Source organism: Polaribacter sp. R2A056_3_33 (genome assembly GCF_019278485.1).
GTDB lineage: Bacteria > Bacteroidota > Bacteroidia > Flavobacteriales > Flavobacteriaceae > Polaribacter.
The window spans coordinates 4,218,532-4,243,567 of record NZ_CP058984.1 but is presented as its reverse complement, the minus strand read 5'-3'; the positions used below and the strand labels follow the sequence as shown (position 1 = coordinate 4,243,567).

Genomic DNA, 25,036 nt, shown 5'->3' with positions numbered 1-25,036 from the left:
TACAATGTATATACCTGTTGGTATTTGTGTTTTAATTTCTAATTGATACGTATCTTTTTGTTCTTTAATATTTCAGATACTTACTTTTTTACCAAGGATATCAAACAATTCTACTTTAGAAATTTCTACTTCATTGTTTTTAGAAATTACAATTTGTTTGTTTTTATTATCAGCATAAATACTAGTCTTTGCAGCTAATAATGCGTCTTCTAGATCTAAACTACTATTAGGTGTAAAAGCAAGTACAAATCTATCAGGATGTACCTCTTTATTTAAAGTTAATGTAGCTTTATCTTCTGTAATATTATATGAAGTTCCGGTAAGTTTATTCTCAAATAAATTAGTTTATGTGAGTTTTATTATATTTTATAAAATGAAACTTACATAGTATTCTAAAAGTATACTATGTTATTAAAGTTTATAAAGAGTAGGTTGTGAAACTTGGTTATTGATTAATATATGAATTTATAAAAAAAAACATGTTTTTATGTAATGAACTATATTTTTATAGACTAATGGGTTAAAATTATTTTAATATAGTTTTAAGTTTCTTTGAATTATAAGCAAAAAAAAGACTCAAATAGAAAAGAGATTAGTTTTGTGGGGACGCAACTAATAATTACATTAAAAGAAGAAAAATTTTCAGATAAAACTTCTGATAAATAATCTTTTCTATTTTAAGTCTTAAAATTTAGTCTTCTTATTAAGTAAAATAAGAAGACTAGGTTAAATTACTCTACTACTACTTTCTCATTCATAATGCCTTTACTGGTATTCATTTTAACAATGTAAATTCCCGTTGGTATTTGCTTTTTAATATCTAATTCATACCTGTTTTTTTGTTCTTTAATATTCCAAATACTTACTTTTTTACCAAGAATATCATAGAGTTCTACTTTATTAATTTCTATTTCATTGTTTTTAGAAATAATAATTTGCTTGTTTTTATTATCAGCATAAATATTTGTTTGGTTTGTTAAGAAATTATCTTCTAAACTAAGTGCAGTATCTTCTGGTGCAAATGCCAATACAAAACGGTCTGTATAAGTGCCTTTCTGTAACTGATACACAGCACTCGCATTATTTATTTGTTGTGTTTTACCTGTAAGTTTATCTTTTATAAATACTTCTTTGTTAATGTTATTAATATCATCAATGTTAATAGTGATGATACTATTTTTGCTTACCACAATTTCTAACGGTACTTCTAATGCATCAGATATTTCTTGTACTCCAGCAATTACATAATTGTTAGCATCGTTTGGAAACTTCCAATAGAAGTCTGTAGCATTGGTGTCGTACATTTTAGAATCAGATCCTTTTTCATAAGCAAATGAATTTCTTTGATTAAAAGAGATTCCTATTTGTCTATGGAAATTACTACCAACTGAAGTAGCATAATTCATACCTAATTTTAAAAGAGAAGAGTCATCATTATTTGTTTTTGCTGATGTTTTCTGTTGGCTTCTAAAAAACACAGATTCTCCAGTTCCTTTTGTAATGTACGCTCTTTGGCTATTGTTGAATTTAATTGTTCCGGTAGCACTACCTTCTACAAAAAATCCTTGTCCAACTGCAATAAATGATTCTGGGTTTTTGTATTTTTCTTTGTAGTCGATGCCTCCTGTGTTAGGGGTACATGCTGTTTCTCCATCTGTGTTTTCAATTATCAATTTATCAACCTTAATAAAGTTTTTATCGTCGATAGAGGTTAATGTAATGTCACTACCTGCTTCTACACATAAAGTTATTATTTTTTCTTCATAAAAATTACTAGAGTTCTCAAAAGTAATTTCTGTTATATCTATGTTATTTACTTTAATTTTTAAATTTTTATCAGCATTAGACGCATAGATTATTCTTAATGTATCTATAGTATTAGAAATGTTTGAGAATTTAATATAGTCGGTTTCGTTTAGTGAAATGGATTTATTAGGCATACCTATTGCTTCTACTAATCCTGAGTATTCTGCGTTTTCTGCTTCAAGCGGAATTTTTACAACTTCTTGCGGATTGGCTGCATAGGCATTTGTAGCCATGTCTTTATTTTGAGTAGCGTAACCACTAATATACCCGCCAAAGTTATGACCTGCTGTTCCTGAAGTATTATTTTCTCCCACATGTTGCCAAAAATAGATGGTTCCTGTAATTGCACTATTATCATCTATAAACTTTCTAGCATTCATAGCAGAAGGGAAAGGGTTTCCTACTAAATAAGATTCGCCTAAACTTATTTCATTCTTTGTTTCAAAGCGACCGTCATTAGGTGTCCCAGCAAAGGTGTAATTTTGTACTTGTCCTGGGCCCTTAAAGATATAACCATCACCTCTTGTTATTTCTCCATCATGATATTTATGTACCCAATTAGATCTTCCGTTACTACCGGCTGCATAGGTATAAACCCAGTATTTTGCTATTGAAATACCACTTGCATCTACACCACCGTCATATCCTTCAATAAAAGTAATGTCTTTAGGTGTATTAGGTGTTGTACCATCTTTAAGCACTGTTTCAAGAGAATAGGTGTCTGGTTTAGGGTTAATAAGCGTTCCTGGACTAGTAACTGGAGAACTCATATAATTGTAACGATATTTACTGTCTACTTCAGATTTTTGATCTACAAATAATGTACCTATAGTTCCTAAAATACTACTTGTAATAGTGCTAGTACTCGTATGTGTTTGCACTAATTGAGCATCTGCACCCGACAATCTAATGTCTCCGTCTAATACAATACCATTTGTAACCACTAACAGATTATCTGTTACTCTTAGTTCTTGATTAGAATTTACATCTAATTTTCTAGCACTTAATCTACTTGTAGTGTGATTGTAAAACTCGTCAACTACAACGTAACGAGATCTGTCTGGATAACCATTATCCCAAGTACCATCTGCATTTGTCGTTGTTTTTTTAATTCTATGTAAACCTAACAGCGTATTTGCATTCGCATTAGATTCTAATATTTCAGAGATTAACGGGTCTTGAGGATGTCTTTTAGTACTGGTAATGTCATCACCATAACCAGATTGGTGTGTTGTTATTGCATCATCTATAAAAACGACCCATTCACTTGCATCATAATCTTTGTTAGGTGTTAATCTTTCATCAATTCTTACAAGAGAGGTTTTGTTGCTGATATTAGAAACAACATCGTATCTATTTGTCCAAGAAGAAATACCTGTAGAGCCTGAAAGTGTAATTATATCATTAAAAGTATCGTCTAAATCGGTTATAGCTGAATTTTCAATAATATTTGTAGTTTCAATATTTGTAATAGTGGTATTTCCGCTGTTTTTTAACAATACAGATTTTCCTACTTCTAAGATGGTATTTATCTTTATTGAAGAAGTACTTAAAGGAGTGATAGGAAGTGCTATCAAATCTGCAATTGTTTTGTCTTTATATAATTGAACATTAATTGTATTTGCAGGAATATCTGTTGTACCAACATTCGTAATTTCTATCCATTTTTCATTACCAAACTGATATACTTGTGTAATCATAGCATCTGCCATTATTACAACCGGAATAGAGGTAAGGTATAGAGTAGCTTTGTTGCATGCTATTGGAGAGCCGTTATCACATACTTCATATATTACAGGAACTGTTCCTATAAAATCTGGTTCTGGTACAAAAGTATATCTACCATCAATATTTATTTTAATATTCCCAATACCTGCAATTTCTATCGCTGTTCCGGGAGTAATTGTTGTTCCATTTACAGAAGCAGTAGTAATATTTTGAGCGTCACTTTCTGGGTCAAAATCATTGTCTATTACATTTCCAGTCATGGTATCTCCTTGTGGAGCAGAATTAGCATCATCATTTGCAAAAGTTGTGTTTCCAAAATTAGAAATCACATCTATGTTAAGTATTGCTGTATCTGTACCACCATTTCCGTCACTAATGTTGTAGGTAATATCATTTACAGTACCTGTAAACCCTGTTTCAGGAGTAAAAGTATACGTTCCATCGTTGGTCATTGTTATGTTTCCGGCTACATCAACAGGGTTTCCGTTTAAGTCCTTTCCAGAAACTGTTTGCCCTGCTCCAGAAATTGGGAATGTTGTTACTGTAGTTTCAGTAGTAATAGTAGTATCGCCAGAATTAGTAGTTACATCGGTAGTTATACTAATTACTGTTAATTCATCTCCATCAGGATCACTATCATTAGATAGTATTTTTCCATTAATAATAGGAGTATTTAATTTTGTTGTATTTACATCATTTTGCGCCGTTGGCGGATTATTACCCGACAGAATATTCGGAATAACTTCAATAGATAATAGTGCGGTATCAGAAATATTACCAGCACCAGTTCCTGTATAAGTTACAGGATCTATACTTCCTGTAAATTCTGCAGCAGGTTTAAAAGTATAAGTTCCATTACCGTTAATTGTTAACATACCAGCATTAGCCACTGCATTTCCGTTTTTATCTTTACCAGAAACTTGTTTAGGAGTTCCTAAAACAAAACTATCAGCGGTTACGCTTAATACACCTTGGTCGTTGGTTGTTAATTGTCCATCAACCTCAACGTCTTGTGGAGTTTGATTGATGTCATTTTCAGCAATAACAGCAGCAGGAATAGAAGTAAGGTACAAGGTTGCTTTGTCACATGCTTGTGGAATTCCATTATCACATTTAGTATACGTTACAGCTACTGTTCCAATAAAGTTAGGGGTTGGTATAAAGGTATAGCTATCATCAGTATTTATTTTAATATTTCCTATATCTGCAACATCTATAGCAGTTCCGGGAGTAATCGGTGTACCATTTACAGAAGCACTAGTAATCATTTGACCATCATTTTCTGGGTCAAAATCATTATCTATTACATTTCCAGTCATAGTATCTCCTTGTGGAGCAGAATTAGCATCATCATTGGCAACGGTTGTGTTTCCGTAATTAGGAACCACATCTATTGTAAGAATAGCTGTATCTGTACCACCATTTCCATCACTAATGGTGTAGGTAATATCATTTACGGTACCTGTAAAACCATTTTCAGGAGTAAAAGTATACGTTCCATCGTTGGTCATTGTTATGGTTCCTGCTACATCAACAGGATTTCCGTTTACGTCTTTACCAGAGACTGTTTGTCCTGTGCCAGAAATAGGGAAAGTTGTTACTGTGGTTTGGGTAGTAATGCCGCCAGAATTTGTAGTTACATCGGTAGTAATACTGATTACTGTTAATTCATCTCCATCAGGATCGCTATCGTTAGATAGTATTTTTCCATTGGTAATTGGAGTATTTAATTCTGTTGTATTTACGTCATTTTGCGCCGTTGGTGGATTATTACCTGGCAGAACGTTTGGTATTACCTCAATAGATAATATTGCGGTATCGGTAGCTCCTTGATTACCAGTTCCTATGTAGGTTATAGGATCTATAGTACCTGTAAAATCTGTAGCAGGCATAAAAGTATAAGTTCCATTACCGTTAACAGTTAACATACCTGCATTTGTAATAGGATCACCGTTTTTGTCAATACCAGAAACTTGTTTGGCAGTTCCTAAATCAAAGTGAGAAACAGTTACGCTTACTACACCTTTATCATTGGTAATTAATTGACCTGATACAGAGGTGTTTTGTGGTGTTTGATTGATATCATCTTTAGCCACAATAGTAATTGGTAATGATGTAAGGTATAAAGTAGCTTTGTCACATACTTGTGGATTTCCATCATCACATTTTGTATATATTATAGCAATTGTGCCTACAAAACCTGTTATAGGGGTAAAAGTATAAGTACCATTTTCATTTAATGTTAGATCACCTACATCTGGAATGTTTGTTAATACATTAGTATTAATATTTATGCCGTTTAGAGTAGCACCAGTTACCTTGTGTAAATCTCCTTCCGGATCAAAATCATTATCTAATACATTTCCATTCATAGTATCTCCTTGCGGAGCAGAATTTGCATCATCATTAGCAAAGGTTGTGTTTTCAAAATCTGGTTTCACAGATAAGCTAAGAATAGCGGTGTCTTTTCCTTCATTTCCATCACTAATCGTGTAGGTGATGTCATTTACAGTACCTGTAAAACCTATTGCAGGTGTAAAAGTATATATACCATTTTCATCAAAAGTGATTGTACCAGCTACATCTACAAGGGTTCCGTTTAAGTCCTTTCCAGAAAGTGTTTGTCCTGCTCCAGAAATGGGGAATGTTGTTACTGTAGTTGGAGTAGTAATAGAAGTACCGCCAGAATTATCGGTTAGATCGGTGGTAATACTAATTAATTTTAACGTATCACCATCAGGATCACTATCGTTAGATAGTATTGTTCCATTGGTAATTGGTATATTTAATTCTGTAGTGTTTACGTCATTTTGCGCCGTTGGCGGATTATTTCCTGGTAAAATACTTGGAATTACTTCTATAGTTAATATTGCGGTATCTGTAACGTCATCTGCACCAGAACCGGTGTAAGTTATCGGGTTAATTGTACCTGTAAAACCTAATGACGGTGTAAAGGTATATGTACCGTCAGAATAAATAAGTAGGGTACCTGCATTGGTTACTGGATCTCCATTTTCATCAACACCTGGTACGTTTGTAATTGTTACAGTTCCTTGGGTTCCAGTAACTGCTGGAGGAACTAGATAATCAGTAGTGCCTACTTTTACAATCGTTACACTTGTTACATTTTCATCATTTGTTAATAATGCACCATCAACGGGTATATTTTTAGGTGTTTGATTGATATCGTTTACAGCATTTACAGCAGTATTACATTCAGTACTTTGAATATCTTTATTTGTAGAAGTACCAATTGCTTGCGATGCGCCTCCTGGTTGCCCATTGTTGTCAATTGCTTCTTTAAGTCTGTTGTTTAAATCTAAGTCCGAGAAGTTGTAATTACCATCTCCTTCTATAGCATCAGGACAACCATCATTGTCACTGTCTGTATCTAAATAATCTGGAATGTTGTCTCCATCGGTATCTTGATGCCTACAAGCGCTTAAATTACCGATCATTATATACCCATCGTTTTGTGTACCGTCTGCAAAAGTGTATGAGATGTTTATTTTATCTATGCCATTAACTTTGGTATGAATATCCATAAGAACATTATAGTCTGGTGGTGTTCCGCTACCACTAGCTTTAAAAACATTATTACCTAAGTAGGTATAACCTTCTGGAATGGTAAAATCGGAAGCTTTTAAAATATAAGTTGTAGCATCTGATAATATTAGATCTATGGTAACTTGTTCACTTTTTCCAGAACCTGACGTACCTTCATCTAAATCTCCTATTTGAAAAGCAAGATTATTTACGTTTTCTGCAAAATCTATGGTTGCAATAACTGGTATTCCAGCTGTTTGACCATTATGTCTTATACGCCATCCCGAAAAATTAGATCCAGTTCCATCGCTTCCATTTGATGTATTTGTATCATCTGCTAATGTCGCTGCAGATACTATAGCAGCATTAAAAGTAGTGGTTCCAAAAGGATGAGGGTTTGTTACGGGAGTTGTTAAAGTTGGAGAAACAGTTTCAATTGGAGTTCTAGTCCAATCATTAGATAAGATCTCTATACATTGTCCTTCAACGGTATCTAATATACCATCGTTATCATCATCATTATCACAAATATCATTTATACCATCATTATCTGTATCTGGTAAATTAGGGTTAGTACAATAGTTTGCAATTCCAAAATTATTTTCACAATCAGAAACATCTGAATCGTTAAAAATAGCGTTCTTGGTAGCTGATGTAGTTATAGAATAATCGGCTGGTAAAGTTGTTTCATTAACTTTTACAAGATAATTTGTAGTTATTGGTAATCGATAATTTACTACAAGGCGTGGTGCTTTGCTTGAGCTACGATCAAACGATTGAGCTACTCTAGTTCCGTCACCTACCACTAAAATTGCAATAGTATTATTTGGAGTCCAATTAGGTCTATCTACTATTTTTTTGATAATGGCTCTAATATTAGGTGAGTTATAAGTTGAATTAGCAGTCCAAGATGGAACGGAAGTCCAAGGTACAGTAGCCGTCGTTTTAGTACGTGATGAAGTGTTATTTGTTGCAGTAGTAAATATAGGAGCGTTATCTACAGCATCTGCAGAAAAAACAAGGTTGGTAGATCCACTATTAGATGTTTCTGCTGTAAATTCTATATAAGCATTGGTTATAATTGCACCTTTAGGGATATCCATGTTTTGAAATCTCATACCTACAGTTCGTGCAGTTCCACTAAAGGTTCCTAAATCTAGACTGGTACTTGTAAGAAGTGGTGTTCCTCCAGCTGAATCTTCCTCAACATCATCAGAACTTTGTGAAACCCTCTTAGAAACAGCATTAACAGTACCTGTTGGTATTGTTAATTCTACGGAATAATTTCCATTAGCATCTGTTATGCTTGTACTTTTTAGAGGTTCTCCAGCATCAACTAAATCATTTTTATTAGTGTCTTCATATAAATTTATAGTGATACCATTTTTACCTTTTTCACCAGTATCAAAATTAGCATTTAAGGAATCATCCATAAACACAGTACCGCTTATTTTGTTTTTTCCTGCACTAGCAATAGAACAACCTACTGGTACCCTTACTTTAGCAACATCACAGATATCTGGAAAATCGCTAGAGCAAATTCTATATTCAAACTCATCTACACCAGAAAAACCAGGGTTTGGGGTATAGGTAACTGTACCATCTCCATTGGTAACTACGGTTCCATTAGTAGGTTGTAATACGCCTAATGTTGAAACTGAAGAGGGATCTATAGTACATAAAAAACCGACATCATTATCATCAAGATCAATAGTTACAGGTGTGTTAATTAAGGTTCCTTTTAAGTCATCATTTGCGAATAAAATTTGTTGTAAACATCTTGGTTCCATCACATATCCTACATCTTGTGAAGGTGATCCTCCTGGTGTTACACTACCATTAGCATTAGGGTCTTGCCCCCAAACAGCAGCAAAAGAGACATCGTCACAAGTATAAACAGCTATTCCGGATTGATCATTATCTGTGTTATCAAAAATTTGATAGGATTGGAGTGCGTTTAACGGAACTGCCAAATCATAAGGCAGATTACAACCATTTGCGGGTGTATTTGGAGCAGTTGTTACGTTTCCGTTGTATTTTATGTAGATGGTGGTATTTGATGTAGGTGTAATCCAAATTGGATTATAATTGCCTGATAAATCATTAGATCCAGGTGCCCAAGCAACACTTGCAAAGGTTGTTAAGCGATTACTTGCAATAAGATTATAAGACCAATCATAGGTAGATCCTGAAGAGTCAGCATCGGTTACTGAAATAGCAGTAAAAGCTTGACCACTTGCGCTTTTAAATTTATAACCAGTGGCTACTCTTGGTAACGCTAAATAATTAGAACCATTAGCTGGTAACACAACACTACCAGAGGCATTTGTTCCAGAAGTATAGTTTACGGTTATAGGGGTGTCTAAACTATTCGTAAAAAAGACATAAACTGGTGCTGAGTCTAATGTAGTATATACAGGTGTGTAATAGGTATCACTATAATATTCACCAGGTAAAAGTGCTAGGTTACGTGTTCCATAAGTGTCAATTCCTCCAAATAGTAAATCAATCCCTACAGGATGGGTTGCGGTAACAATGGCACCAGATTTAATATCGTTAGCCTTGTTTATGTCACTAGCTTTTCCAGGTGTAGAAGCAGTTCCGTCATAAAACCAAACTTCTCCTTCATTTAGGGTGCGTGTTAAGTCAACCGTATTGTCACCATCGTAATCTAAGCTAACAACAGTACCATCGGTTGCTGCTCTAATAAATAAAGCAGTGTATTTAAATGCGGATGTGCTACCTAATGTAATGTTTTCTCCAAAAGGAATCACAAAAAGTTCACCGAAACGACTTGTATCAAATACATTTGTTTTTGCATTTTGAACATCAAATAATTGAGCATTTCCACCCTGAGGAGTGGTGTCTCCAGATATTTTTGATATGGCAACGTCAGACGAAGTTAACAGTTTGTCTTTTCCATCATACTTAATTTCTACTGAATTTCTTGGGTTATAAGCAAATGTTTCATCTATAAGTATGTATCCACCTGCTGGAATTATATCCGTTGGATATCCTGGAGCCGCACCATTAGTTAGATCTCCATCTCCCCATGTTTGGGTTGTAGATTGACTAGGTATATTAATATCTGTTTCATAGCCATCCTCCCAATGATCGTAGGTTAAGGTAGTATTAGGGTATGGGAATTTAATACTAAGTATGGTTCTTACATGATTAGTACTATTCATATAATTAGTACTAGCAGCACTAATAAGCGATTCTCTTAACATGTTTGAATCTTCCGGAAAAGGTAAATAAAATGTTTTATTATTCGTTGCTTCCAAACATGGGTCTCCCGTTACTGCTTCTACTGTAACAGTTACCACGGCTGTATCGCAAACTGCATTTGGGCCATTACTACAAACTTGGTAAGTAAAGGTTTCGGTACCAGCAAAGTTACCATTAGGCAAGTATAAAACTTTTCCGTTATCATCTACTTGTACGTTACCATTTACAGGCGGAACGGTTATGGATACGGTAGTAATATCTATATCACATTCATCATTGGCTAAAACATTAACCGGAATAGGTCTTCCTTGAAGCCCTGTTACAGCATCTGCATTTGCAATTATAGCTGTACTAGAAATTATTAAGTTTTTGGTTTTAGGACCATTACAACCGGCTGCTGTAGCGGTAATTGTTGCGTTTCCATTAAAAAGGGCACTCCAAGTAACTGCTCCTGTTGCAGAATTAATTGATCCTGCAAGAAGCGGACTTAATGAGTAAGTAATACCTGTTGTATGAGTTGCTGTAGCTGCATAAGTTGTTGTTGCAGCACCTTTACATCTACTCGTAGAAATGGCAGCCGAAAAAACTGGTGTTTCTACAGATTGGTTTGTTGTAACTGTATGTGTGGAAGTTGTTGGCCCTCCACAACCTGTTGCGTTAGCAGTTATTATTGATATACCTGACCAACCGGCAACATAAGTAACTATTCCATTAGTGGAGTTTATAGTATTACCACCTGTTATACTTGCTGTGTCTAGACTATAACTAATGTTTGTTGCGTTCGCAGCTGTAGCTGTATAAGCTTTATTTTCGGCAGCTTGACAGCGTGTAGAGGTTGCGCCTAAATTAAATACTGGAGCTTCAATAAGCGGTGAGCAGATATCAAAACTAAGTGGTTTTGTGGCTGTTCCTGTACCTTCGAATCCTTCTTCTGCAGTTGCAGGAATTGAGTACGTGCCTCCTAATCCTGTAGTGTTCCACACGTATTCATACGTTCTTGTACAATCTATTGTTGCTACAGAAGTTGCTGTTACTGGGGCTCCTAAAATATTAATTTTTAAACCCGTAATGTCATTATATCCAAACGGACTTGTTACTGTTGCTCTTAGATAAGTTGGAGTACCTGCACTAGCTCCTGTAATGATGTTACCACCTGGATAAGGTGCGTCATAAACAGCATAGGATGAAATGTCTATATACGTAGAAAGAGGTAAATCTATTTTTGAAGGTTTTGTTTGGCTATCGTAATCTATTTTAAACGTAACATTAGGCTGAGCTGTAGTTATTTTTAAAGTGATTGCTTGTCCTGCAGGTATGATTGCATTAGAACTCAAATAGCCACTCCAATTTAAGATACCACCACTATAACTAGGGTTTGTTAAGGTTACAATATTAGTAGTCCCATACTGTAAAATAGCTGTTATGTTAGGGTTTGCTGGCATAGTACCACTATCTATATTTACATAAGTTGATACACCTATTGGAGTACCTGCGTCTATACCTAAAGGGCTACATAATGCTGGGGTTTGAGTAAAAGATACCGTTTTTGAATTTGAGGTAGATAATGGGTTTAAAACAAGTGATACTTGCGCATATTCGTCCTCACCACCAGACCAAGACATGGTACCGTTAGCGGGTGCTGTTGCCGTACTTGCTGCACCAATTAGGTCATTATTATCAGGGCCTAAGTCCCATTGAGTTGTTTGTCCACTCCCTGCAAAGTGTGTGTGGTCGTGATAGTCTTTTTTCCAAACAATAGCATCTAGTGCCATTCCATTTGTTGGCACGGTAACGGGTGAAGAAAAAGAAGTAGCATCACCATAGTTTCTATTATATGAGCTTGTAGGGTTGCTTAAATTTACATTATTAAAACTAATGGCCCCAGCAGCAGCTAATTTACTTCCATCATCTGCAATATAAAAAGCTACAGTATGGGTTCCTATGACTGGATTTGCTATTCCCCACATTTCAACCTTATATTTTTCATTGTCTGTATATTCCCAATATAAAAAATCCATCTGGATGCTGTTATAGGTCATTGATGTGATATGAGAATCAAAGCCATCACTTTCATGAGACACTGCAACAATTAAATATTGATTGGCAGCGGTGGTATTATGTGTAAATGAATGGTTATTTTTTTTATCCGTTGTATTGGTGTACGTTGTTTTATTAGCTACAGAAACAGCAGGTATTGTATGTGAAATACTAGCAGAAGTAGCGGTTGTTGCATCATTAGTAGCTACGGGGTCTACTCTATCTAATGCATTTGTACTTGTTAGGTAAAGTTGTTTTACAGCTGTAGTTTGTGTGGAAGCTGCTGTTTTTGATTTTATGCTTTTATTTCTCAAAAAGTCAATAGAAGAATTAAAATTGAATGCTTCTATAGAAGTGTTATTTCTGTAAATAAGTGGAGTAGATACCGTTTTTGTAGAAGTGTTTATGTTGTTTTCTACTTCAGTAGTATTGGTGTCTTTGTTAACATTTACATTATTGTTAGTTGTTTGAAGTCTTGCTTTATTCTTTAAGTGACGTGCATGTTTCGATTTTACATCATTTGTTGAACTTATACTTTGTGCAGCTAAATTTTGAAAAGCAAACATTGTAAAAACCAAAAAGGTATTACGGATTAAATTTAGTAAGCTACACTTAGAAGTAATTTTAAAAGAAATACTACTAACTTTGTTAGAATAAAATTGTTTCATAATTTTTTAAATTCTTTTTTTTCTTGATTAGTTTTTATATTTCATAATTTAAAACCATGAACAGAAATTTATTTTAGCACGTAAAATCATAACCAAATTAATGATGAATATGGATATTTTTTTCGTAGCTGTTTTTACACCATTTTAAAGGTGTGTTTTTTTTGGGGGAAAATATTTTGTGGGGACCTTTCTATCTACATTATTAAATAGTAAAGCAAAATTATATATAGTAATTTAAATAGAAATTAATTTAAAAAAGTATTTTCTTCAAACCTCTTCAATATCACTACGCACTTACTACTCACTCGATGTTTTCTTATAGATATTGGCAATTTTATTGTGTTTATTTGTAAAATGTAGGACTCAATTTATTTTAAAATTAATTATTAAAATTGTTCTTTGAGGGTATTTAAAAAGAAAAAATGGTACCTTTTTTTAGTTGAAATTATTTAAATAAGCACAGTCTTTTTTTAGCTTTTGGTTTGTTTTTTCTGAGTCGCGTGAAACTGTATTTATTACAATTATTTTGATTTGAAGTGCTATATTTTACAAATAAAGGATATAAAAAAGATGCAACACAAATTTATGAGTGACATTTCAGGCTTCATAACTTACAGTTTAATTATTAGGTTCTGTTTTGTATTGAAATTTCTCTTATAATTTGAATGAGACAATTGTTATTTCTGTTGCTTAAAATAGAGTTCATAAAAATAGAGGAAATAAAAAACAGTGATAATTTTTCACTATTTTAAAGTTACTACTTGATATTTTAGTCTTATTTTTTACCTATAGGAAAGTTTGAAAAAGGGTAGGGAATACTCTTTTGCATAATTGTTTGTTTATTTAATGTATTGCTAAGGTTATGTTTATGTTTTTTGATAAAAAAATAGATATTTAATAGGTAAAAGTTTGTTTTTATGAATAAAAAATTATATTATTGATATGTTTATTGAAATCTACTAAATTAGTTTTTAGAGTTTTAGATAAATTAATTATTAAGATAATTGCTATGTTATTTTACTAAAATAGGAACAAACATCATTGTGAAGTTATTTTAGGTAAGAGTTATATTTTTTGCCCCTAAATAATATTATAAATAAGTTTATGAATTTTTTAATCCCCCGTAAAAATGGAAAGAAAAACAACTCAAAAATGGTTCACTCTTTTATTCGTTCTAAGTATTTTAAATACTTCTGCAGAGAATAATAAGGAGGTGAAAAGACTTACTAACAAGTCTACAGCTACTAAAACAATACTTATTGTTGATACTATTGGTAAACCTCCGGAGAACCAAGTAGTAACTTTAATGAATAATCATACTTGTTTTAATATGGTTATGAAGGTGAATAGCAAATACCGTCTATTGCAAGTTGATAAGACAAAGCGTAGAAATCTAAAGGTAGCGTAATAGGTAATTGACTAGGTATAGTATAGTATAGTATAGTATAGTATAGTATAGTCCTGTAAAAAATTACCCTATTTATTATTTTATTAAAATTCATAACAAACACAATGTTTAGAATAATTATTCTGAGGATAAGATTATATATATATAATTTTATCCTAGAAGAATAGCATACAAAAAGTTTATAAATTTTTTAATTCCCCGAAAAATGAAAACAACAACAACTCAAAAATGGTTCACCCTATTGTTCGTTTTAAGTATAATAAATATTTATGCTACAAATGATAAGGCAAATGGTCTTGAAGGTCCGCCTAAGACAAAAACAACAAAAATTTCACCAACAAAATTACTTGCAGTAAACACTCTTGCAGATTTGCCTAAAAATGAAATTGTACCCTTGGTAAATAATTATAAAACTAATCCCTCTGGGACTATAGATTTTACTGGGGTTAGTGTGAGTAGTACTAAATATTTAGGATTAGACGAATTTAGTAGTAGTGAGGATGCTATAGATGCTAGTTTAACTAATTCTACATCAGCTACTACTGTAGCTTTGTTAAACCCTAGTGCTACATTAACAATTACAGCGCCTTCTGCATTGGGTGATTTTCCTGCAGGAACTTATGCTGGTTTTAATATTGGTACTGGATTAAATGTAGCAAGTACAATCACAATTAAATTGTATAAAGATGGTAACTCAACTGAGGTGGCTACTTATACCCCTTCTAGTGATATCTTATCGCTTAACTTAGGTTTTGGCTCAAGTGCAAATATAGGTTTTATATCACCGGTTGCTTTTGATGAGATGAGGATTACTATTAGCGGTGTAATTAGTACTTTAGCTGTTAATTATCCGTTTGTAAAAATTTATGAAGATACAAGTAGTGCATTAGTTTGTAACACAATTTCAGAAGCTTCTTTAGGTACAGGTTATGCGATGGAAATAGATGATGTTGGTACTACTGGTGTTAGTCTTAATCTTTTGGGGTCAACAGGTATTAATCCAGAAAATGTATTAGATGGTAGTTCAAGTACTCACGCAAATTTAACAGGTGGTGTTCTTTCGGCAGGAGTGTTAAGAACCGTGTATTTATCCGTGAAAAAACAAAGAGATTTTCAGGCTGCTACAGTAGTTCCTTTTGCAGGAGGTACCTATGCAGGGTTTAATATAACGACAAATGCTCTTGTAGATTTAAGTGCATTAAGCACGTTAACAATTACTACTTATTTAAATGATTCACCACAAGAAACTATAAATGTTACTGATGCTCTAGTGGGGCTTCCGCTTTTAACAAGTGCAACGAGAAATGTAGGTTTTGTTACAGATACATCTAAACCTTATGATGAAATTAAAGTTGAACTTTCAGATACTGTTGGTGTAAGTTTAGGTGATTTTTTTGTTAACCATCCTATTATAAAAGAATACTGTTTGGCAGCGGCTTTAACTTGTAATGAACAAGTAGCGTGGACAAATACAGATTATCCGGTAGAGGTGCATACACCCGCAAGTACAGGTTTATTGAGTGCAGGTGGTAGTGTAACTAATTTAAATAATATTATAAATTCAGATACAGATGACTTTGCAAAATTAGGTTTAAATATAGATGTTTTAGAAGCTTTAGAAATAGGTGTATATGATGTTTTAGATAGTTATACAGCTACAACAGCGAATCCTTATTATGTAGGTTTTGTAATGGAGTCAGAATCACTTGTGGCAATAGATGTATTAAGTAATACTACTATTTCTACTTATCTAAATGGAACTTTGGTAGAGTCTAAGTCAGGAGGTACTCTTTTGGTAGGTGCTCCTTTGTTAGCTGCAGAAAACAAGCAAACTATTGGTTTTCCTGCTACGGGAACTTTTGATGAGGTGAGAATTAAGTTTGCAGCACCAGTTGCTGCTGTAGATTTAGGGATTATTAAAATATATAATAGTGTCATTCAAAAAATGTGCAGTACAACGTTAGAATGTAATACGTCTTACAATTTAAGTTCTCCAACATTTTCAACGTATATAGATTTTCAACAGACAGGTGTTTCGGGATTAGCATGTGTAGGTTGTAGTGTTGTTAATGCAGGTAATGTAATAACAAGTGACGATACAGATTATGCAACAATTAATGTTTTAGCAAGTGTCGGAGGCTCTGCTAGTTTAGCTGTAAGAGATGCAACGAATAGTTTCCCTGCTGGATCATATGCTGGTTTCTCAATCAATTATGATGATGCTTTAATTAGTTTAAGTATTTTACAAAACAGTTTAACTATTACTACTTTAAGTTCTAGTGGGGCAGAGTTAGAGTCTAGTACCGTTGGTAATTTAATAGGGTTAGATTTGTTGACAAATATTATTGGAATATCTGGTTCTGGTGATCTTAATCTTGGCTTTAAAACGACACAGGCTTATTCTGGAATAAAAATTTCAGCTTCCGCATTGGTAGGTGTAGCTTTAGATAATGAAATTAAGGTTTATGGCGCTTTCGTAGATACAAGAGGAGCTACAGAAGGAAGTTTTGCAACTTGTTTAATAGATACAGATAATGATGGAATTGATGATAGTTTAGATATTGATGATGATAATGATGGTATTATAGATATTATAGAGAACGGTAATTGTCCTATTGAAGATAAGGTAGAAATTGTCGAATTGTATAGTGAAGATTTTGGTACGGGTACAGGAAGATCAAGTAATCCGTATGTAGAAAATCATCTTTATGATACTAATGGTGCCATACCAGATGGTTCTTATGCTATTGTTTCTTCTAACGCTCCTGGTTTACCTGCTTACAACCGTACAGATCAAATTGGAGATATAGATGCAAATATAGATGAGTTTACAGGACCTGCAGGTGGTTCTACAAGTGGTAGATACTTATCTATTAATATGATAAATACAGGTAACACTGAGTTTTATCGTCATAGATTGAATAATTTAATTATTGGGGCAGATTATAGATTTCGATTAGATATGGCGGGTTTATGTAATGGTTGTGCAGATGCTCCTATATTCAGATTAGAAGTACAAGATACAAGTGGAAACGTTTTACAAACGGTTTCTTCAAGTTCATTGGGGGTTACTAATAATGATACTTGGGTAAGAGTAAACTTAGATTTTACAGGTACTACAGATGAAGTAGATATTGTAATTTATAATGACCAACCCAATGGTGGTGCAGGTAATGATGTTGGGGTAGATAATATTGTTTTTAGTGTTTTACAATGTCCAGCAGAATTTAATGATGAAGATAATGATGGTATTATTAATAGTTTAGATTTAGATTCAGACGGAGATGGTTGTCCAGATGTTATGGAGGCAGGAGTACCTGGTGTATTAAAGACAACAAATGTAACTAATGGAAACGGAACAGATGCTTCAGCGAATATTAGCGAACCTACAGATAATGCTATTTTAGATATTGCAGCTTCTGGTCAATCTGTGGGTAGTAACGGTTTAGTAGCAAGTATAGAAACCGATGATACTGCAAGGGCAATTACAACTTATCCTTCCAATTATTTAACTTATGCATTAAATAATAATATTAATGGCTGTGGAACAGCAATGATAACGCAAGTATTTCAGTCAGATGGAGAGCGTTGGATAGAAATAACAAACATAGATCCTAATAATATAGTTGCTCCAAATACAGCTAATGTTGCTTTCTATAAAGACAGAACATTAGATCCATCAGGCTCATTGTCTCCAACCGCTGCATTTGCTAATACAAGTAGTATTGATGGAGGGAAGTCTATATTAATATCCATGGGGTCTGTTACAAATAAATTATCTACTGCAACGGAGCATGTAAATACAGACGTTACAGACTTTAGTGGTGAAAATGATATTATTGTATTAACAAAAGACATTGATTATAAAGCTTGGGTTAATAGAACAGATGTAATAAGAAACATTGCAGATAGCACAAGTTATGTGCGCATAGATTCTGTATCTGTACCAAATACAAACTTTGAATCGAAAGAATGGATTGCTTTTATAAATGATGATATTACTACCTATACAGATTTAGAAAGTGATGCTTCTATAGAACGTCATGCTCATGATCCATTGTTATCTGAGATTGCTTCTGCAAATATTGAGGCTAACATAAAACCAGGATTACATAGATTTGGTTTTACAAATAGAATAAGTGGAGATTGGTCTAATGGTTATCCAGATAGATCTAGAGAAGTGGTTGTTTCGGAAAGTTACGAACATATAGAGAAATTAAGTGCTCGTAAATTAGAAGTTAAAAGTAATACTGTGTTTAGTGTTACAGATCATTTATTAGTTGTAACTAATAACATTGTTTTAGACGGAGAAATTAGATTAGTTAGTACAGATGATACTAATAAAGCACAACTGGTACAAACACATGATGGAGTAAAACAAATTACAGGTTCTGGTAAATTATTGGTAGATCAAAAATCTATGGTACCTAGTATGTATAGATATAATTACATGAGTTCTCCTGTAAATACTGTTGGAGAAACTAATTATACCATAGAAAGTGTTCTAAAAGACGGTAGCAATGTCTTAAGTCATGGAGGTGTAATTGGTCAAGGACCGACTGATATTGCAAAAAACATAACTTTTATTGGTGGTTATAATGGTACATGGAGTACAGATCCTATATCTATAGCAGATTACTGGGTGTATACCTATGCTAATGGAGCAGGAGATAGGTCTAATTGGGAGCATAAGTACAAAAATCAAACAATTTCTGAAACGGATGGTTTTATTTTTAAAGGACCTGATCAAAAGCAAAATTATACATTTGTAGGTACTCCAAAAGATGGAGATATGAGTTCAACAGTGGGAACTGATGAATCTTATTTAGTAGGGAATCCTTTTGCAGGAGCAATTAGTGCAAAGAAGTTTATAGAAGACAATACAGAAAGTGGAACAGGTTCTATTACTGGTAATTTATACTTCTGGGAACATGCAGCTGAACAAAGTGGATGGGGTACTGCAGGGCATAATTATGGAGGTTATGTTGGAGGTTATGCTCTTAGAAATATTTCTATGGGATTGGCTGCTAATCAGGTTTCCTCTAATAATGGTTCGGACTCGGTTTTAAGTTTAGTTGAAGCAGAAACTTGTGTTCACCTTAACGGAGCAATAGTTTATACTGATCCTGTTAATATAGGAGTTAGTGGTGCGCGTCTAACTGCCTATAATGAAGGTGTTTCTTTCGAGAGTTCTATTGATGCAGATAAATTTATTTTAAAGTATAAGAGTGTTGGTGGTATTTCATTAAGTATTCAAGTGAATCAAGGAGATATTCAAGAGCTTCAATTAGCTTCTTCAGGTGCAGATATGTATTTAGAGATTCAGTCTCTTACAGATGTTAAAGTAGGAGATACTGTAAAGGTGAAATACTCAAGTAATACTGTTGTAAGTTTATATTTAGATGCGTTTACTTTAAAAGGACGTGTTGTAAATGAAGGGGCTCCATCAGTTGGAACTGGAGAATATCAAATACCTGGGCCATATATTGCTATGGGGCAAGGGTTCTTTGTTGAAGGAGATTCAGATGGAGGTTCAATCGAATTTAATAATAGTCAAAGAGAGTATGTGAAAGAAGGAAGTGAGTCCATTTTCTTTAAAAGTGATACTCATTCTAAAAAAGAAAGTGTAAAAGCGGTAAGCAAACTTGCTATTATTAAATTAGGGATGGATTATATAAATGAAGAAGGTTTAGGACTACATAGACAGATAGGTATTTCTTTTAAAAATGGTAATTCTTTTGAGATTGAAAAAGGGTATGATGCAGCAATGTTAGATGTTGGTGAAACCGATTTTTATTGGAAATTCTCTAATGATGAAGGTAAATACGCTATTGCAGGAGTACAAAATATTTCCGATGATTTAGAAGTTCCTTTATACTTGTCATTAGCTCATGACGGAACGGTAACTATAGGTATTGATGAATGGGAAGCTATTGATAGAGAAGTTTATATAAAAGATAAATTAACAAATGTGACGTACTTAATTAGTGATGGTCGTTTTTCTTTAACCCTTTCAAGCGGAAGTTATACAGATCGTTTTTTCTTAACATTTCAACAAAGTACAAACAGTACTCTGGATGTTGTAGACGATATAGCAATACTAAACAAAAGTATTACTGTTTTCATGGATAATGATACGCAAGAAATCGTTATTAATAACGAGAATAATGTTCAACTGAAAAGCGTAAAACTATTTAATTTATTAGGTCAAACAATTGGTTCTTGGAAAGATTTAGATCAAACAACTACGCAACAGAGGTTAAAAACAAATAAATTATCTGAAGCGATTTATATCATAAATGTTGAAACAGAAAAAGGAAAAATTTCTAAAAAAGTTATATTAAATTAGTGAGTGGGGAGAAATGACGTTTTGTAAATAGCAAACGTTGGGATTAATTATTTGTTTAAATAGTTCTATTGGTTTTTATTACAAAAATCAATGGGGCTATTTTTTTGTAAGAATATCAACGATTGCTTTTGTTGTGAAATACAAGAACCTTCAAAAAGTATTATTTTTTCTTTTATTCCTGTAGATTTCTGTATTTTCGTTTTTTATATTTCTATCAGTTGAATTTAAGCTATCCAATAACATATATTAAAGGAATTAGTGTACAGAGAGCAGCGCTTATGTACACCGAATTAGGTATAAAAACATGTAATGATTTACTCAACTTTTTTCCTTTTAGATATATAGATAAAACAGCTTTTTATGCTATAAAAGATTTACAGCCCAATTCTTCTGAAGTACAAATTGTAGGGAAAATTACACGCGTAAAATCGGTAGCTCAAAAAAGAGGAAGTAGGCTAGTAGCAACTTTTCAAGACGCTACAGGTTCTATGGAATTGGTTTGGTTTAAAGGTCAAAAATGGATTAAAGACTCTTTAAAAATTAATGAACTCTATGTGGTTTACGGTAAGTTGAACCATTATAACGGCAATTTTAGTATTCCACACCCAGAGTTAGAATTGGTTACGGAATACAAGAAAAAGTTGCAATCTAAAATGCAGCCTGTATATCCATCAACAGAAAGATTAGTGAACTCTGGTGTTTCAAATAAATTAATGCGTAGTTATGTTCAGTATGTATTACAGCAGTTTTTTGAAGTATTTACAGAAACATTATCACAAGAAATAATAGATGACTTTAAGTTGATGTCTAAGCGTGATGCTTTGCTGAATGCACATTTTCCTAAAAATCAAGAAAACTTAGCTCAAGCCCAAAATCGTTTAAAGTTCGAAGAATTATTTTTTATTCAGTTGCAGTTATTGAGAAAGAAACTCATTAATAAAACAAAAATAAAAGGCTTTGTTTTTGAAAACGTAAGTGATTATTTTAATACTTTTTATAAAGATCATTTACCTTTCGATTTAACAAATGCTCAAAAAAGAGTTTTAAAGGAAATTAGAAAAGATGTTGCTTCAGGTGCGCATATGAATCGTCTTTTACAAGGAGATGTTGGTTCTGGTAAAACGATTGTTGCTTTATTAAGCATGCTTTTAGCTATAGATAATGGTTTTCAGGCAACTATTATGGCGCCAACAGAAATTTTGGCAACCCAACATTATCATGCTATTTCAGAGATGTTGAAAGACATGGATATTAATATCGATTTATTAACAGGATCGGTTAGAATAAAAAAACGAAGAGAAATCCATGCGAATTTAGAAGACGGAACTTTACATATTTTGATTGGAACACACGCTTTGTTAGAAGATAAAGTGAAATTTAAAAACCTAGGAATTGCAATTATTGATGAGCAACATCGATTTGGAGTTGCACAAAGGGCTAAATTGTGGACTAAAAATTCTTTGCCGCCCCATATTTTAGTAATGACGGCAACACCAATTCCAAGAACTTTGGCAATGTCTGTATATGGAGATTTAGATATTTCTGTAATAGATGAATTACCTCCTGGAAGAAAGGAAGTAAAAACAGTACATCGATTTGATAAAAATAGATTGTCGGTTTTTAAATTTATGCGTGATGAAATTGAAAAAGGAAGGCAAGTGTATATTGTCTATCCGTTAATTCAAGAATCTGAAGCCATGGATTATAAAGATTTAATGGATGGTTATGAGAGTATTTCTCGAGATTTTCCAACACCAAAATATCAAATAAGTATTGTTCATGGAAAAATGAAACCTGCAGATAAAGAACATGAAATGCAGCGTTTCGTAAAAGGAGAAACACAAATTATGGTAGCAACAACTGTAATAGAAGTTGGTGTAAATGTACCTAATGCCAGTGTAATGATTATTGAGAGTTCAGAACGATTCGGGCTTTCACAATTACATCAATTAAGAGGAAGGGTTGGTAGAGGTGCCGACCAAAGTTACTGTATTTTATTGTCTAGTTATAAGCTATCCGAAGAAGGAAAAACACGTTTAAAAACCATGGTAGATACCACAGACGGATTTAAAATTGCTGAGGTAGATTTAAAATTGCGAGGCCCAGGAAATTTAATGGGTACCCAGCAAAGTGGTGTTTTAAACCTTAAAATTGCCGATGTTGTAAAAGATTCTAAAATTTTAGTTGCTGCAAGAAATACAGCAATTGCAATTTTGCAAGAAGATGGTAATTTATCGAAACCAGAAAATAAAAATATTAAAACAGCCTATTTAGAATTGTCTAAAAATTCTAAAATTTGGTCTAATATTAGTTAGTGCTTTATTGCATTTTTAAGTGTTGGATGCGGTTGTAATCTGGATAGTTGCTTTTTTTACCTGTTATTTTTCGTATATTTGATATTGTTTGTTTTAATCTAAAAAAAAATGAAATTGTATACAAAAGTAAAATGGGTTCTTGGAATATTAATGATTTTTATTTTAATTATTGCTACGAATCTAATCGATAGAAATAATTTTGTAAGAATAAAAGATTCTTTAGAAACTATTTATGAAGATAGGCTTGTTGCTAAAGATTTAATTTTTAAAATTTCTAAATCTGTTCAAGAAAAAGAATTGGCACTAGCTAAATTGGACTCTACGTTTTATTTAGGTAGAAATAAACAAGTAAATGTAGATATTGAAAAGGCTATTAATACCTTTGAAGGAACAAAATTAACCAAAAAAGAAGCTAAAGTTTTTAATGATTTTAAAAATAATTTAGCAGTTTTAATAGAGTCAGAAAACTCCACACCTTTTGAAAAAAGTTCTTATAATAGTAAGATATTAAATGTAAAAGAAAACTTATATGCATTGTCTGAAATTCAAATGAATGAAGGAAAAAGGCAAATGTCTATAAGTAAGAGGGCTATTGATTCAATAGAGCTTTTTACACAACTAGAAATATACGTATTAATTTTTTTAGGTGTTGTAGTTCAGGTTATTGTAATTTATAAACCTAAAGAAAAATAAGTAGACTCAATTTTAAATTTGTAAGGCAGAATAATAAATCTGATTTATTTTTTTAATAGCATTTATATTAATCCTTTATTTTTAGTAAAACTAAATAGTAATAAGAAAAACAAATACCTATTGCTACCATACCAACTCCAATAAGCAAAGGCGAATTATAAGCATAACCATAGGTGATTGGCAATCCGCCGAAAAAAGCACCCATGGTATTTCCTAAATTAAAACTAGACTGACCTCCGGCAGCGGCAATACTTTCTGATCCTTCTGCAGAATCTATTAAAAGCATTTGTATTGGAGATGAACAACTAAAAGCAGCAACCCCCGTAATAAATGCCATTGAATAACTCATAAACGGAATGTGGGCTGTAAAATAGATGATTATTAAACAGAGCATCATAAATATAAAAGAAACCGTAACTGTTTTTTGTGGCGTAATAATATCTGCTAATTTTCCGCCTAAAAGGTTTCCTATTATCATTCCCAAACCAACTAAAACCATTACAAACGGAATTCCATCTTCATTAATTTTGGTGATTTCTGTCATAAGAGGTGCTATATAGCTTAACCAAGCAAATAAACCACCGGTTCCAATAGAAACCATACCGATTATAACCCATGCTTTTTTTGTTTTAAAATATGCTAACTGACTTTTCTTACTAACTTGTGAAAGTGGTTGCATTTTAGGGATCCAGAAGTATATCGAAAGCATCGATAATAAACCAAATAAACTTATTATTAAATACGTGTATCTCCAAGAGAAATGATGCCCAATATAAGTACCTAAAGGAACTCCAATAAGGTTTGCAATGGTCATACCGGTAACCATAATAGCAATTGCTTGTGCTTTTTTACCAGGGTCTGCAAATTTTGCAGCCACTACAGAGCCAACTCCAAAAAACGCACCATGTGGCAAACCTGCCATAAATCTAGAAACGAGTAAAAGGGAATATATTGGAGAAACAGCAAATAATGCATTAAAAACAGCAAACAATAGCATTAAAAAAATTAATACTTTTCTAGGTGAATATTTAGCGGTAAATAGAACTAAAATGGGAGAACCAATAACAACGCCTAGTGCATATAAAGAAATTAAATGTCCTGCAGAAGGAATATCTATATTTAAGTCTTTAGCAATATCAGGTAAAATACCCATCATTGTAAACTCTGTCATTCCTATGGCAAATGTTCCTAATGCTAGTGATAATAAACTCTTTTTAATCATATAATTTTTTTGACATCCTTTTTTAAAAGTTTGGCA

At 33.0% G+C, this 25,036-nt stretch carries 6 protein-coding genes; 4 read left to right on the top strand and 2 right to left on the bottom strand.

All coding sequences use genetic code 11. The features are described from left to right. Nucleotides 1-731: 731 nt before the first annotated feature. Nucleotides 732-13,013 (bottom strand): cadherin-like domain-containing protein, encoded by a 12,282-nt coding sequence (locus H0I29_RS17905; protein ID WP_218753851.1) that lies wholly within the window; start codon nt 13,011-13,013, stop codon nt 732-734. 1,129 nt (nt 13,014-14,142) lie between these two features. Here H0I29_RS17905 and H0I29_RS17900 point away from each other — a divergent pair. The 4 genes from H0I29_RS17900 to H0I29_RS17885 all read left to right on the top strand — a co-directional run bounded on the left by H0I29_RS17900 (nt 14,143) and on the right by H0I29_RS17885 (nt 23,778). Further along, a complete protein-coding gene (locus H0I29_RS17900; RefSeq protein ID WP_218753849.1) occupies nt 14,143-14,421 on the top strand; it encodes a hypothetical protein in 279 nt (92 codons plus the stop codon). 205 nt (nt 14,422-14,626) lie between these two features. Then, complete coding sequence (locus tag H0I29_RS17895) at nt 14,627-20,770, top strand: T9SS type A sorting domain-containing protein (protein WP_218753847.1); 6,144 nt, start codon at nt 14,627-14,629, stop codon at nt 20,768-20,770. A 218-nt stretch (nt 20,771-20,988) separates the two neighbouring features. Continuing rightward, nucleotides 20,989-23,085 (top strand): ATP-dependent DNA helicase RecG, encoded by a 2,097-nt coding sequence (recG, locus tag H0I29_RS17890; protein ID WP_218730869.1) that lies wholly within the window; start codon nt 20,989-20,991, stop codon nt 23,083-23,085. Between the two features lie 108 nt (nt 23,086-23,193). Beyond that, complete coding sequence (locus H0I29_RS17885) at nt 23,194-23,778, top strand: MCP four helix bundle domain-containing protein (protein ID WP_218753845.1); 585 nt, start codon at nt 23,194-23,196, stop codon at nt 23,776-23,778. A 67-nt stretch (nt 23,779-23,845) separates the two neighbouring features. Here the strand turns inward: H0I29_RS17885 and H0I29_RS17880 are convergent, their stop codons facing one another. Continuing rightward, a complete protein-coding gene (locus H0I29_RS17880) occupies nt 23,846-25,000 on the bottom strand; it encodes an MFS transporter (RefSeq protein WP_254712664.1) in 1,155 nt (384 codons plus the stop codon). Nucleotides 25,001-25,036 lie beyond the last annotated feature (36 nt).

Bases quoted from the DNA above. Each gene is read 5' to 3' on its own strand.
- H0I29_RS17905 (WP_218753851.1), bottom strand. From the start codon at position 13,013: ATGAAACAATTTTATTCTAACAAAGTTAGTAGTATTTCTTTTAAAATT.
- H0I29_RS17900 (WP_218753849.1), top strand. From the start codon at position 14,143: ATGGAAAGAAAAACAACTCAAAAATGGTTCACTCTTTTATTCGTTCTA.
- H0I29_RS17895 (WP_218753847.1), top strand. From the start codon at position 14,627: ATGAAAACAACAACAACTCAAAAATGGTTCACCCTATTGTTCGTTTTA.
- H0I29_RS17885 (WP_218753845.1), top strand. From the start codon at position 23,194: ATGAAATTGTATACAAAAGTAAAATGGGTTCTTGGAATATTAATGATT.
- H0I29_RS17880 (WP_254712664.1), bottom strand. From the start codon at position 25,000: ATGATTAAAAAGAGTTTATTATCACTAGCATTAGGAACATTTGCCATA.